Origin of the sequence: Streptococcus sp., from assembly GCF_041802885.1 — a bacterium.
In the GTDB taxonomy this organism is placed as follows: domain Bacteria; phylum Bacillota; class Bacilli; order Lactobacillales; family Streptococcaceae; genus Streptococcus.
Genome location: NZ_JBHCHN010000060.1, coordinates 1 through 13,362, shown reverse-complemented (window position 1 = coordinate 13,362; position 13,362 = coordinate 1). Strand labels below are relative to the sequence as shown.

Here is a 13,362-nt window from a genome sequence, read left to right as displayed (position 1 = left end):
GTGGCTGGACAAACCCTGTCAGAGGTCAAGACAGCCATGGGCATTAACTACTTTTAAAAGGAATGGAGAGTGGGACAGAAATCGGTAATTTCGAAGAAATTCGATTTCGTTATCCCACCTCCGCACAGTTGAGTAGGGCTATAAAAGCTGAATTATCAGCGTATTAGGGCCCACTCAACCACTGCGCCATTAGTATCTAAAACGAATAAAATAGAGTTTGGAACTTCTTTTGTCCCAAACTCTTTTGTGAATAAAAATGAAAAAGAAAATCATATGGATGGGGTTACTCATTATGGCGATTGCTTCCTTTCTAGGTTATAAAAGCAGCACATGGAGTCAAGAAGGTTCCTTCCAATCTCAGCTGGTCACTTTTTCTAGTCAGGAAAAACCAATCAACATTGCAGTCGCAACAGATTTACACTACCTGTCAAGCAGCTTGACAGATGGAGGGTTTTTCTTTACGGATCTGGTAAACAACGCTGATGGGAAAAATATGTTCTATATTGAAGAAATCACAGAATCGTTTGTGGCCACCATTATCCGGGAAAAGCCAGAAATTCTGATTCTCAGCGGAGATTTGACTTTTAATGGGGAAAGACAAAGCCATCTTGATTTGGAGAAAAAACTGTCAAGAATCAGGCAAAATGGAACTCAAATTTTAGTCATACCAGGGAATCATGATATTGATCGATCGAGTGCGGCAGGATTTTATGGGGATGGTTATGAATTAGTAGATTCTATCAATAAGGAAGAATTTGACAAGATTTATCAAGATTATGGTTTACAGGAAAGTATAGAGAAGGATGACACTTCCTTGTCATACCTTTACAGGGCAAGAAAAGATTTTTGGATCCTCATGCTGGACAGTAACAGCCATGGGACAAATGAAATATCAGACCAGACCTTCAGCTGGATTGAAGAAATTCTAAAAGATGCAAAAGAGCAAGATATTCAGGTCTTAGCAGTCAGCCATCAAAATCTTTTGGCCCATAACCCCTACTTTACAGAAGGTTTTCTCATTCATCGGGCTCAAGAATTGGAGGCCCTTTATGAGAAATATGATGTACTGGCCAATCTGAGCGGTCACATTCATATCCAGCACATCGAAGATAGTGGCTTGTCAGAAATCTTGACATCTGCTTTACCGGTCTCTCCTCATCACTATGGAATCCTAGAATTTGATGGGAAAACCTTGGATTATCAGGCTAAAATCTTAGATGTTGCTTCTTGGGCAAGGGAGCAGGGCTTGACCGATCAGAACCTACTGGACTTTTCTCAGGCCTCCCGGGCCTTTATGGAACAGGTTTCTGCAAGGAAGCTGGAACCAGACTTGCTTGACAGTCAGTTGACAAGTCTGGAAAGGGAGCTCTTGCTCCAAACCTTTGCGAAACTCAATGCGGATTATTTTGCTGGAAGGCAGATTGACCCAGCCAACCATCAACAGGGCCTGTCCCTCATGCAAGAGACTGGTCTGTCCTTTTATCCAACCTATATCGATAGTATCCTGAAATCAGCTGAAAAAGGCCATGAAAGTTTTCAACTAGAGCTCGAATAATGACCTTGGATATGATGGAGAATGTCCTTAAAAACCAAACATAATTCAAAAAAACATGTTATACAATCGTATTTTAAGAAAAAAATAAAAAAGATATCTTCTCTTTAAGAAATTTGTTCGGTTTATTTGCCGTTTTGGTTGACAAATCAGTTGAAAATGTTATGATAGATTATCACAAGAATATAGAAAAGAGGCTATTTTTAATGTCAAATTGGGACACTAAATTTTTGAAAAAAGGTTTTACTTTTGATGATGTATTGCTGATTCCGGCAGAGAGTCATGTTTTACCAAATGATGTCAGTTTACAGACCAAGCTGGCTAAAAATTTGACATTGAATATTCCTATTATTACGGCGGCCATGGATACAGTCACAGACAGCAAGATGGCTATTGCCATTGCGCGTGCAGGTGGTCTAGGTGTTATCCATAAAAACATGTCTGTTTCTGAGCAGGCAGAGGAAGTGCGCAAGGTAAAACGTTCTGAAAATGGGGTTATTATCGATCCATTCTTCCTGACTCCAAATCACAAGGTTCACGAGGCAGAAGAACTGATGCAGCGCTATCGTATCTCAGGGGTTCCGATTGTGGAAACTCTGGAAAATCGCAAGTTGGTGGGGATTATCACCAATCGCGACATGCGCTTTATCACTGATTTTGAGTCGCTGATTTCCGAGCACATGACCAGTGACAACTTGGTGACAGCCCCTGTTGGGACCGACCTTGAAACGGCGGAGCGCATCCTTCATGAACACCGCATTGAAAAACTGCCTTTGGTAGACAATAACGGCCGACTTTCAGGCCTGATTACCATCAAAGACATTGAGAAAGTAATCGAGTTTCCAAATGCAGCCAAGGATGAATTTGGTCGTCTCTTGGTTGCTGGTGCGGTGGGCGTGACATCCGATACCTTTGAACGGGCTGAAGCCCTCTTTGAAGCTGGAGCAGACGCTATTGTCATCGATACAGCTCACGGACACTCAGCAGGTGTTCTCCGTAAAATTGCTGAAATTCGGGCTCATTTCCCAGACCGGACCCTCATTGCAGGGAATATTGCGACAGCTGACGGAGCTCGTGCCCTTTACGATGCAGGTGTCGACGTTGTCAAGGTTGGGATTGGTCCAGGCTCTATCTGTACCACCCGCGTGATTGCAGGAGTCGGTGTTCCTCAAGTTACAGCCATTTACGATGCGGCAGCAGTAGCTCGTGAGTATGGAAAAACCATCATTGCTGATGGCGGTATCAAGTATTCAGGGGATATTGTCAAGGCCTTGGCGGCTGGGGGAAATGCCGTTATGTTAGGCTCTATGTTTGCAGGTACGGATGAGGCACCTGGTGAAACGGAAATCTTCCAGGGGCGTAAATTTAAAACCTACCGCGGTATGGGTTCGATTGCAGCTATGAAGAAAGGGTCTAGCGACCGTTACTTCCAAGGTTCAGTAAACGAGGCCAATAAATTGGTTCCAGAAGGTATCGAAGGTCGTGTTGCCTACAAGGGAGCTGCTGCGGATATTGTCTTCCAAATGCTGGGTGGTATTCGCTCAGGTATGGGTTATGTGGGTGCGGCCAATCTGCAAGACCTGCATGAAAATGCCCAATTTATCGAAATGTCAGGTGCGGGACTCAAAGAAAGTCATCCTCATGATGTCCAAATCACCAATGAGGCACCAAACTATTCCGTTCAGTAACATCAAAAGAGCACTTATCGGTGCTCTTTTTGTTTGTCTTCTGTCAAAGTTCCATTTGAAACATGGAAAATCTTGAGTTCATCGGGCAGGGTATGGAGATGTTCAAGGGAGGTCGTGGTGACAAAGGTTTGGATTTTCTCTGAAATGGTTTCGAGAAGCTTCATTTGTCGGTCATTGTCCAACTCACTCATGACATCATCTAGAAGCAGAATAGGGTATTCACGAGTCGTCTCTTTCATTAGCTCGATTTCAGCCAGCTTAAGGGAGAGGACCAGGCTACGATGCTGGCCTTGGCTACCATAGTGAGCGTTCATCCCATTGATGAAAAAGGAAATGTCATCTCGGTGGGGCCCAACACCTGTATTTTTCTTAAAGAGATCCCGTTTACGACTTTTTTCCAATTCTGTCAAGAAACTGTCAAGTATATTGACATGGTCTGTAAAGGGGATGCTGGCTTGGTAGGATAGGGTCAGGTTTTCTTTTTGATCAGAGATATCCAGATGTTTGGCCTGGGCAAAGACTTCCAGTTTCTTGAGGAAGTCGATTCGATGCTGAATAACCGTACTGCCATACTCGGCTAGCTGCTGATCCAAAACTGAAAGGTAGGTCAGATCAACCTTATCAGAAGCCTTTAGATAGGCATTTCGTTGCTTTAAGATATGGTTGTAATTGGATAGATCAGATAGATAGAGGGGTTTGATTTGACCTAATTCAACATCCATAAACTTTCGTCTGAGAGCAGGCCCACCCTTGACAAGTTGTAAATCTTCTGGGGCAAAGAGAACAACATTTAGATGACCAATATAGTCAGATAACCGTGTTTGTTTGAGGTGATTAACCTTAGTGATTCGTCCCTTATCTGTCAACTCGATGTCAAGTGGTACTTTACCAGTGCTTCGATGAAGAATTCCGTTGACCTGTAGGTGTTTTTCTGAGAATTGAAGGAGGTCCTTATCTGTCTTCGTCCGGTGGCTACGGGTCAGGGCTAGAAAATAGATACCTTCTAAGATGTTGGTCTTACCCTGAGCGTTTTGTCCTAAAAAGATATTGAGACCTTTATGGAAGGAAAGTTCCGCCTCCCCATAATTACGGAAATGCTGGATATGTAAAGATTCAAGCCACATATTAGGTACCTGGGAAGCGAACAGGAGATTTTTTAGGAGCCTTATCCATTTGTTTTTTCAATGGTGTTTTGTTCTCCTTTTTAAACTGTTTGTTCATTTCCTTGACGATTTTTGCCACTCGCTCTTTTTCTGCCACATCTTCTTCATGTTGTTTTTTTTCTTCATGACTTGGGGCAACGATCTCAATAATAAGACCCTGATTAGGCAATTCTACACGGTCTCCATGGCGGATTTTCTTGCCACGGCGGTCTTCTTTTTCACCGTTAAATAGGACAACATTCTCTGCCAAAAAAGCCTTGATGGCACCTCCAGAAGGCAGGATGCCAGTAGTTTTTAGCAAGGATTGCAGGGTGATAAAGTCATTAAATAATTTGTATTCCATTGTTTACCTCTTTACAGATAATTATAACATAAAATGATATAATGAAGATTACAATGCTTGAATGAGGTAAAAGATGAAATTACAAGAGGGAGTCCATCTTCATTTTATTTCCACAGACCAATTTACAACCAATTCGATTAAAATTCGCTTTGCAGCTCCAATGCAGGAGAAGACTGTGGCAGGGCGCGTATTGGTTGCTAATCTATTAGAGATTGCCAATGCAGATTACCCTACCACCTTGGCTTTTCGTCGCCAGCTAGCTCTACTCTATGGAGCGAACTTTTCTACAAGTGTTTCCCGTAGGGGTCAGGCCCACCTAGTGGATGTGACCATTCGTTTTATAGGAGACAAGTATCTACCAGAGGGAGTTTCATTGACTCAAGATATTTTAGAATTTCTAAGAGTCGCCCTTTTTAGGCCTTTAGCAAAAAAAGGAGCCTTTGATCAACAAGTCTTTGAAATGGAAAAGAGCAACCTGATTTCATATTTGGAGTCTGAGATTGAAGATCATTATTACCATGCGGACCTAGAATTGAATCAACTCTTTTATCAGCAAGCAGAGATGAAAATTCCCAGAGTTGCTACGAAGGAGCTGGTTGAAAAAGAAACAGCTGAGACAGTCTATCAGGCTTACAAGGATATGCTAAACCTTGATAAGGTTGATATTTTTGTTCTGGGCCAGATAGACCAGGATTTGGTCAAAGAGCATTTTAAGAGTTATCCCTTTACTTTCCGTAACCCAAAACTAATCCTTGATTACCAACAGGATTTTTCTAGTGTTACCAGAGAAAAAGTAGAGAGAAAAGAAGCCAATCAATCCATATTAGAACTGGCTTACCATTTACAGACACTTTACAAAGATGTCAACTATCCAGCTCTAGTGGTTTTTAATAGTCTCTTTGGAAGTTCTGCTCATTCTAAATTATTTCGTGAGCTAAGGGAAAAAGAAGGGCTAGCCTATACAGTAGGTAGCTCAATTCATATTTTTTCAGGTATGCTGCGAGTCTATGCAGGAATCGACAAAGAGCAGCGTTTAAAAACGATGCAACTAATTCGTCAGCAATTATCAGATGTCAAGTTAGGAAAGTTTACAGATGAGGATTTGATTCTGACCAAGAAAGTCTTAACCAACGCGGCTACCCTTGCTCAAGATAGGCCATCAACCTTGATAGAGCAGGCTTACAATCAATCTATTTTTGGTCAAGATTTTCGAACTTATTCGCAGTGGCTTGACTCTGTCAACTCAGTGTCAAGAGAAGATGTGATGGCCGTAGCCAAGCAAATTAAATTACAGGCTGTTTATTTTATGGAAGGTGTTGGATGAAGTATTCAGGATTAGAAGAAAAGTGTTATCCCTATCTGCAAACTCCACTTTACAAGGGAAGGTTGGCAAATGGCTTGACAGTTTATTTACACCCTAAGCCAGATTTTAAGGAAACTTATGGGATGATGACTGTTGGTTTTGGAGCAGCAAACACAGTCTTTAAAGCCAAAAAACAGACCGAATTTGTGACTTATCCAACTGGTATTGCCCATTTTTTGGAACATAAACTCTTTGAAATGGAAAATAATAGGGATGTCCTCCAGGAATTTTCCAAATTGGGGACCGATGCCAATGCCTATACCAGCTTTTACCAAACTACCTACCTTTTTTCAACAGCAGCAGAAGTTCTGCCCTCATTAGCTCTCTTGCAAGAGTTTCTGCGTGAAGTTTCTTTTACTGAGGAGTCAGTAGAAAGGGAGAAGGCTATCATCGCTCAGGAAATTGAGATGTATCAAGATGAGCCAGATTCTAGACTTTACAACGAGATTTTGGCTAGTCTTTACCCAGGAAGTCCTTTTCAGGATGATATTGCGGGTAATATCGCCTCCATTCAAGATATCACTGTCCAATCTCTCAAGGAGAATTTTGAAGCCTTCTATCACCCTCAAAATATGACCCTGTTTTTAGTGGGGAATTTTGAACTAGAGGATGTGTGGAAAGGAATACAGGAACAACAGACTACTGATGTAAGCCAGTCTATTCTTGTGGAGCACCAACCCTTGGCTAACAACCCTATTTTACCTCATCGGACTAGCCAGATGGAGGTGGCCAGTCCTAAACTGGCTATTGGGGTACGTGGCAATGGTCAACTTGAAGTAACATCTCTCTATCGTTTCAGATTATCCCTTTCGCTACTCTTTTCCATGCTTTTTGGCTGGACCTCCATGCGTCACCGAGACCTGTATGAACAGGGAAAAATTGATAGTTCTTTCTCTTTTCATTTAGAAGTGAGACCAGAATACCACTTTTTTGTCTTAACCATGGACACCAAGGAGCCAGTTGCTCTATCCAGCAGTTTGCGTAAGGCCATCCAGCAGTTTGCATCCGATCCAGATGTGTCAGAAGAGCATCTGGAGATTGTCAAAAAGAAGACTTATGGGGATTTTATCGCTAGTCTGAACTCTTTGGAATATACGGCCAGCTACTTTATGCAGCACTTATCTGATGAGGAGAATGTTTTTGATTTGCCAGAAATCATTGAGACCATTAGCATAGAAGAGGTTCTAGCAGCCGGCCATCAATTTCTTTCAAACTACGATATGACGGATTTTATTATTTTTCCAAAATAATGGCTATTTATCATCGAAATTTCCTTAGATTTTTGTTACAATACTGTATTGAATACTAAACGTAAGAGAGAGGCTATTATGAGGCAAAAAAGTATTGGAGAGGTTCTAAAAGAAGCGCGTGAAAGTCGTGGCTGGAGTTTTGCAGATGTTCAACGTAAGACAAAAATCCAAGCTAAGCTAGTGCAGGCTTTAGAATATAATGATTTTGAAGCAATTCCTGACCCAGCTTATGCCAGATCTTTCTTGCAACGCTATGCAGAAGTTCTGGAGTTGGATGCCTCTGTTTTGTTGGATGCCTATGATTCAAAGAGTTTGGTGGTTTATTATGAAGAAGGTGAAGATTCTAATTCTGATATAGACTTACGCCGAAAGGTCAAAAAGAAAAAACCAGTAAAATCTTATTTACCCCTGATTTATCTCTTATTGGCAGCTATTTTCATTTTGATTTTTGTGGCTTACATTGTATCTCAACGAATTCAAAACCAGGTCATCACACCACCGTCTACTTCCTCATCTTACTCAGTTGTGTCGAAATCATCCAGTAACCAAACGACTACTGTATCGAGCAGCGAACAAACAACTGAGGCAAGCAGTACGACAACGACTTCTAGTAGTGGTGAGTCCTCAACGAAGTTGACAACGACAGGAGAGGGGTCTAACTTGACGGTGACCCTCACGGGTGCGACTAAACCAGTAGAAGTTCAGGTATCAGTGACAACGGCGACCAGTTGGGTCAGCTTGTCAGACACAGATATGGCAAATGGTGTGACCTTGTCCCCTGAGAATGCCACTGTCACAGCTGCCATACCTGAAGGTGTGACAACAGCCACCCTCACTCTGGGAGTGGTGGAAGGTGTGACTGTCCGCATCGCTGGACAGGACTTAGATACGTCGGCCTTAACTGAACAATCAGGGACAATTACCCTGACGATTGAATAAAGGATTTTTATGAAAAAAGAAAATATCCCCAATGCCCTTACACTAGGACGCATCTTGATTATTCCGGTTTTTATTGTGCTGCTGACGGTGTGGCAAAGTTCTCTTAGCCATGTTCTGGCGGCCATCATATTTGCTCTGGCCAGCATAACCGATTATTTGGATGGTTATCTAGCCCGCAAGTGGAAGGTAGTGAGCAATTTTGGTAAATTTGCGGATCCTATGGCGGACAAAATCCTTGTCATGACGGCCTTTATCATGCTGGTAGAGTTAAAAATGGCTCCAGCTTGGGTGGTGGCTATCATCATCTGTCGTGAGTTGGCTGTGACAGGGTTACGTCTGCTTCTCGTTGAAAACGGAGGGACCGTTTTAGCAGCAGCCATGCCTGGGAAAATTAAGACTTTTTCACAAATGTTTGCCATTATTTTTCTCTTGCTGCATTGGAATTTGTCGGGGCAAGTACTGCTCTACACTGCGCTTTTCTTTACCCTTTATTCAGGTTATGATTATTTCAAGGGTGCAGCTTATTTGTTCAGGGATACCTTTAAATAAATGACCAATATTATTGAAGTAAAAGATTTAAAGTATAAGTATAACGAAGCTGATACCACCTATACTCTCAACGGTGTTTCGTTTCACGTGAAACAGGGAGAATGGTTGTCCATCATTGGCCACAATGGCTCTGGAAAGTCAACAACTGTTCGTTTGATTGATGGACTCTTGGAGGCGGAATCCGGTGATATTATCATCGCTGGTGATAAGCTGACAGTGGACAATGTCTGGGAAAAACGCCGTCAAATTGGCATGGTTTTCCAAAATCCAGATAATCAGTTTGTCGGTGCTACAGTAGAAGATGATGTGGCCTTTGGCCTAGAGAATCAAGGAATTCCGCTGGAAGAAATGCAAGAACGAGTCCATCAAGCCTTAGAACTGGTAGGAATGTCAGATTTTAAGAAGCGGGAGCCGGCTAGGTTATCTGGAGGTCAGAAACAACGGGTGGCTATCGCAGGGGTGGTAGCCCTTAGGCCCAACATTATCATCCTTGATGAAGCAACTAGTATGCTGGATCCGGAAGGTCGCTTGGACCTGATTCGGATAGTCAAAGATATCAAGGACCGTTATAACATGACAGTCATTTCCATTACCCATGATTTGGACGAGGTTGCACTGAGCGACCGAGTTATCGTCATGAAAGAGGGGGAAGTTGAGTCTGTTAGCAGACCAGAAGAGTTGTTTATGCGTAAGGATTTGCAGGCCTTGGATTTAAATCAGCCTTTTACAGCAGATTTAGCTGACCAACTTCGTCTCAAGGGCCTGGAAGTGCCAGACCGTTATTTTACAGAAGAGGAACTAGAAGAAACACTATGGGAATTACTCTCCAACAAGTAAGTTACACTTATCAAGCCAACACGCCTTTTGAGGGGCGTGCGCTTTTTGGTGTGGACTTGGAAATTGTAGAGGGGTCCTATACAGCCCTGATTGGGCACACAGGTTCTGGAAAATCAACGATTTTACAGCTACTGAATGGACTTAATGTTCCCACTGCCGGAACGGTCTTGATTGATGAAACAGTTATTACACCAACTTCTGTCAATAAGGATATTAAGCAGGTCCGAAAGAAAGTGGGTTTGGTATTCCAGTTTCCTGAGAGTCAGGTTTTTGATGAGACAGTCCTCCAAGATGTAGCCTTTGGTCCACAAAATTTTGGAGTGTCCAAGGAGGACGCTGAGAGGACGGCGCGTGAGAAATTGGCTTTGGTTGGCATTGATGAGGAACTCTTTGAGCGGAGTCCTTTTGAGTTGTCAGGTGGACAGATGCGTCGAGTGGCCATTGCGGGTATTTTAGCGATGGAGCCTCACGTTCTTGTCTTAGATGAGCCGACAGCGGGTCTCGATCCTGCGGGTCGTAAAGAACTGATGGCCATCTTTAAAGAACTCCATCAGATGGGGATGACCATTGTTTTAGTGACTCACCTGATGGATGATGTAGCTGATTTTGCAGACTTTGTTTATGTCTTGGAAAACGGGAAGGTTGTTCGCACCGGCCGGCCATCAGCTGTTTTTCAGGAAGTCGATTTTATGGAGTCCATCCAGTTAGGCGTACCCAAAATTACCAAGTTTGCTGCTAATTTGGAGCGTCGTGGTCTTGTATTTGATCAACTCCCGATTACCATAGAGGAGTTTACGGAGGTACTTACCCATGGATAGACTCATTTTGGGACGCTACATTCCTGGTGATTCCCTGATCCATAGATTGGATCCGAGAAGCAAACTTCTGGCCATGATTCTCTTTCTCTTTATCATCTTTTGGGCCAATAATCTAGTGACCAATGCTATTATCCTGTCCTTTGTCCTGCTATTGGTTCTCCTTTCAGGGATTAAGTTTTCCTTCTTTTTGAATGGCATCAAACCCATGCTAGGGATTATTCTCTTTACCACCCTATTTCAAGTTTTTTTCATGGGTGGTGAGACAATCTTATGGACATTTTGGTTTATCAAGATTACCTTGGAAGGGTTGCAGCAGGCCGGTATCATCTTTCTTCGTTTTGTTCTGATTATTATCTTTTCAACCCTGCTGACTTTGACCACTACCCCTCTCAGTTTGGCAGATGGAGTTGAGGCTGGTCTTGCTCCTCTGGCGCGCTTAAAGGTTCCAGTTCACGAAATCGGTTTGATGCTGTCTATGAGCCTGCGTTTTGTACCAACCTTGATGGATGATACTACTCGAATTATGAATGCTCAACGGGCTCGTGGTGTGGATTTTGGAGAAGGAAGTCTTGTTCAGAAGGTAAAGGCTATTATTCCAATCTTGATTCCCCTCTTTGCTTCTAGTTTTAAGCGAGCAGACGCTTTGGCAACGGCTATGGAGGCGCGTGGCTATCAAGGCGGGGACGGCCGAAGTAAGTATCGTGTACTTTCTTGGAAGCTGATAGATAGTTTAGCTATTTTGGTCATGATACTACTAGGTATTGTGTTGTTCTTTTTAAAAACCACAATATATAGTTGATAAAAGTGCTAAAATGGCACTTTTTTTGCTTATTTTTTCGGAATTTCAATGATTTTGTAACATTTGTCATCTTTTTTAAAAGAAAAAGTAACAAAACTAGGGTATAATGGAGTCTACGGAATGAAAGGAAATATTTTATGACATTCTCAAAAACAAAGTATTTATTGGCTAGTATCTTAGTTGTTGGAAGCCTCTTCCTAACAACTAGTATTCAGGCAGAGACTTATACAGTCAAACCTGGTGATACTTTATCAGATATTGCATCTGTTTTTAATACAACAGTCGATGAATTAGCTTCTGTAAATCAAATTGAAAATAAAAATTTGATTAAGATTGGTCAAGTTTTGAAAACCAGTCAAGCTATGACAGCTGCTACAGAACAAGTAGTCAGCACCATGGCAACTCCTGCAGAAGAAACAACTTCAGTAGCAACTCCGGCTCCGCAAGCAACAGAAGCGCCTGTCACTGTAGCGGTTACGACACCTGCTACAACTCAGGCTCCAGCGCAAACACCTGCTCCTGTCCAACCAGCTCCGGTTACAACTGGCGGCTATACATCTAACCTTAGCGCAGAAGAAGCTGCAGCCAAAGAAGAAATCGCCCGCCGCGAATCAGGTGGTTCCTATACAGCTCAAAACGGTCAATATTACGGTCGTTACCAGTTGACCATTAGCTACCTCAATGGAGATCTTTCTCCAGAAAACCAAGAACGAGTAGCAGATGCCTATGTCTATGGCCGTTATGGTTCATGGGTAGCAGCCCTCGCACACTCAAATGCCAAGGGTTGGTATTAAGATTTAAAAATATGCAAAAGAGTTTGGAACAAAAGAAGTTCCAAACTCTTTTTTATGAATTTAGCATTGTTCTGCAATGGCTGTTTCCGCAGCGATGCGGCCGAAAGTGAAGATATCTGTCAGAGAATTTCCACCGAGGCGGTTACCAGCGTGGAGGCCACCAGCCACTTCACCAGCAGCATAGAGGCCTGAGATTCGTTGGCCGGCTTCGTTGATGACATGGGTTTCTGTGTCAATTTTGAGGCCGCCCATGGTGTGGTGAACAGCTGGTTTACGAGGTGTGGCATAGAATGGAGCCTTAATACATTTCAAATCAAATCCACCCTTGTTAAACTCAGGATCAAATCCAGCATCGACATAAGAATTGTACTTTGTGATGGTGTCTACAAGAATTGCTGGTTCGATGTTGATTTGCTCCGCTAATGCTTCCAAAGTATCCGCTCGGAAGAGGGTGCCAGCTGCAACCTGGGCATCGATTTTTTCCTGACTGGTATTGTAGGCAGTAGCCTTAATGTTATCATCAGCAATCAGATAGAAGAGTCCGCCGTTGTCAATAGCTGCTTGAGACAGCTTGTCACGACTACCATACTCATCGACAAAGCGTTTGCCCTTTGTATTGACCATAATAAAGTTTGCAGGTGGTACTTGGAGGCCTGAGAAAAGGGCTCCAGTAACAGGATCAGATACAGGCATCATTTGGCTAAAGCCCATGCCAACCAAATCAGCTCCAACAGATTGGCCTAGGAGAATCCCGTCCCCTGTTACGGCAGGGGTGTTGGAGGTAGCGATATCATCAGCGATTTCAGACCAGTAGGTGTTGTATTGCTGCAACATTTTGGTATTGGCCCCAAAACCACCAGTTGTCAAGATGACAGCTTTTGCATGGACGGTAATATTTTGACCATTGCGTCCAGCAGCCATAACCCCAGTAATTTTCCCGTTGGTTACTAGTAATTCTTTAACAGGGCTGTCAGTTAAAATTTGTCCTCCATTTTTAAGAACGTAGTCTTTGAGAACAGAGATGAAGGCTACTCCCATAGGTACTTTTGGCTTGTGGCCGCGTCGCCAGAGAGCTCCGACCGGCATGGTTACTTCATCGCGAACAAATTCTACCCCAACATCTTCCAGCCAGCGAACTGATTCGAGGGCTCTTTCTGTCAAGACCTTAATCAAGTCATAGTTACCATGGATTTCCTGTCCTTGTAAGTCAGTACGTTTCCCGCCGATATAGGTTTGGATGCGATAGAGCAACTTGGAGTCAAATAGG

At 42.9% G+C, this 13,362-nt stretch carries 13 protein-coding genes; 10 read left to right on the top strand and 3 right to left on the bottom strand.

Translation table 11 applies throughout. The features are described from left to right. Positions 1 to 277 precede the first annotated feature (277 nt). Entirely contained in the window at positions 278 to 1,555 is a 1,278-nt protein-coding gene (locus ACEYCN_RS07790) for a metallophosphoesterase (protein ID WP_373713722.1), read from the top strand. Between the two features lie 203 nt (positions 1,556 to 1,758). Beyond that, positions 1,759 to 3,240, top strand: coding sequence for an IMP dehydrogenase (gene guaB, locus ACEYCN_RS07785; RefSeq protein WP_373713721.1), 1,482 nt, complete (start codon positions 1,759 to 1,761; stop codon positions 3,238 to 3,240). A 14-nt stretch (positions 3,241 to 3,254) separates the two neighbouring features. Here the strand turns inward: guaB and recF are convergent, their stop codons facing one another. Together recF and yaaA are read right to left on the bottom strand one after the other, a co-directional pair. Next, the gene (recF, locus tag ACEYCN_RS07780; RefSeq protein ID WP_373713720.1) at positions 3,255 to 4,364 is read right to left on the bottom strand and encodes a DNA replication/repair protein RecF; all 1,110 of its coding nucleotides are present in this window, start codon (positions 4,362 to 4,364) and stop codon (positions 3,255 to 3,257) included. 1 nt (position 4,365) lies between these two features. Further along, positions 4,366 to 4,746, bottom strand: coding sequence for a S4 domain-containing protein YaaA (yaaA, locus tag ACEYCN_RS07775; RefSeq protein ID WP_373713719.1), 381 nt, complete (start codon positions 4,744 to 4,746; stop codon positions 4,366 to 4,368). A 73-nt stretch (positions 4,747 to 4,819) separates the two neighbouring features. Between yaaA and yfmF the strand changes: the two genes are divergently transcribed. From yfmF to ACEYCN_RS07735, 8 genes are all read left to right on the top strand, one after another. Further along, entirely contained in the window at positions 4,820 to 6,070 is a 1,251-nt protein-coding gene (gene yfmF, locus ACEYCN_RS07770) for an EF-P 5-aminopentanol modification-associated protein YfmF (protein WP_373713718.1), read from the top strand. After that, complete coding sequence (gene yfmH / locus ACEYCN_RS07765) at positions 6,067 to 7,359, top strand: EF-P 5-aminopentanol modification-associated protein YfmH (RefSeq protein ID WP_373713717.1); 1,293 nt, start codon at positions 6,067 to 6,069, stop codon at positions 7,357 to 7,359. Before yfmF ends, yfmH begins: the two co-directional genes overlap by 4 nt. A 78-nt stretch (positions 7,360 to 7,437) precedes the next feature. After that, positions 7,438 to 8,298 (top strand): cytoskeleton protein RodZ, encoded by an 861-nt coding sequence (gene rodZ, locus ACEYCN_RS07760; RefSeq protein WP_373713716.1) that lies wholly within the window; start codon positions 7,438 to 7,440, stop codon positions 8,296 to 8,298. A 9-nt stretch (positions 8,299 to 8,307) separates the two neighbouring features. Then, positions 8,308 to 8,847, top strand: coding sequence for a CDP-diacylglycerol--glycerol-3-phosphate 3-phosphatidyltransferase (gene pgsA, locus ACEYCN_RS07755; RefSeq protein ID WP_373713715.1), 540 nt, complete (start codon positions 8,308 to 8,310; stop codon positions 8,845 to 8,847). After that, positions 8,848 to 9,684 (top strand): energy-coupling factor ABC transporter ATP-binding protein, encoded by an 837-nt coding sequence (locus tag ACEYCN_RS07750; RefSeq protein ID WP_373713714.1) that lies wholly within the window; start codon positions 8,848 to 8,850, stop codon positions 9,682 to 9,684. Continuing rightward, on the top strand, positions 9,660 to 10,502 hold the full coding sequence (locus ACEYCN_RS07745) for an energy-coupling factor transporter ATPase (RefSeq protein ID WP_373713713.1): 843 nt from the start codon (positions 9,660 to 9,662) through the stop codon (positions 10,500 to 10,502). The genes ACEYCN_RS07750 and ACEYCN_RS07745 overlap by 25 nt, the downstream gene beginning before the upstream one ends. After that, positions 10,495 to 11,301, top strand: a complete 807-nt coding sequence (locus tag ACEYCN_RS07740) for an energy-coupling factor transporter transmembrane protein EcfT (protein WP_373713712.1) — start codon at positions 10,495 to 10,497, stop codon at positions 11,299 to 11,301. The genes ACEYCN_RS07745 and ACEYCN_RS07740 overlap by 8 nt, the downstream gene beginning before the upstream one ends. A 137-nt stretch (positions 11,302 to 11,438) precedes the next feature. Beyond that, on the top strand, positions 11,439 to 12,095 hold the full coding sequence (locus ACEYCN_RS07735) for a LysM peptidoglycan-binding domain-containing protein (RefSeq protein WP_373713711.1): 657 nt from the start codon (positions 11,439 to 11,441) through the stop codon (positions 12,093 to 12,095). 60 nt (positions 12,096 to 12,155) lie between these two features. Here ACEYCN_RS07735 and ACEYCN_RS07730 read toward each other — a convergent pair. After that, the coding region (locus ACEYCN_RS07730) for a flavocytochrome c (RefSeq protein WP_373713710.1) at positions 12,156 to 13,362 on the bottom strand (1,207 nt) is incomplete at its 5' end.

Coding starts and splice junctions, on each gene's coding strand:
- ACEYCN_RS07750 (WP_373713714.1), top strand. CDS start 8,848: ATGACCAATATTATTGAAGTAAAAGATTTAAAGTATAAGTATAACGAA.
- ACEYCN_RS07735 (WP_373713711.1), top strand. CDS start 11,439: ATGACATTCTCAAAAACAAAGTATTTATTGGCTAGTATCTTAGTTGTT.
- ACEYCN_RS07790 (WP_373713722.1), top strand. CDS start 278: ATGGGGTTACTCATTATGGCGATTGCTTCCTTTCTAGGTTATAAAAGC.
- ACEYCN_RS07740 (WP_373713712.1), top strand. CDS start 10,495: ATGGATAGACTCATTTTGGGACGCTACATTCCTGGTGATTCCCTGATC.
- yfmF (WP_373713718.1), top strand. CDS start 4,820: ATGAAATTACAAGAGGGAGTCCATCTTCATTTTATTTCCACAGACCAA.
- rodZ (WP_373713716.1), top strand. CDS start 7,438: ATGAGGCAAAAAAGTATTGGAGAGGTTCTAAAAGAAGCGCGTGAAAGT.
- yfmH (WP_373713717.1), top strand. CDS start 6,067: ATGAAGTATTCAGGATTAGAAGAAAAGTGTTATCCCTATCTGCAAACT.
- ACEYCN_RS07745 (WP_373713713.1), top strand. CDS start 9,660: ATGGGAATTACTCTCCAACAAGTAAGTTACACTTATCAAGCCAACACG.
- yaaA (WP_373713719.1), bottom strand. CDS start 4,746: ATGGAATACAAATTATTTAATGACTTTATCACCCTGCAATCCTTGCTA.
- recF (WP_373713720.1), bottom strand. CDS start 4,364: ATGTGGCTTGAATCTTTACATATCCAGCATTTCCGTAATTATGGGGAG.
- guaB (WP_373713721.1), top strand. CDS start 1,759: ATGTCAAATTGGGACACTAAATTTTTGAAAAAAGGTTTTACTTTTGAT.
- pgsA (WP_373713715.1), top strand. CDS start 8,308: ATGAAAAAAGAAAATATCCCCAATGCCCTTACACTAGGACGCATCTTG.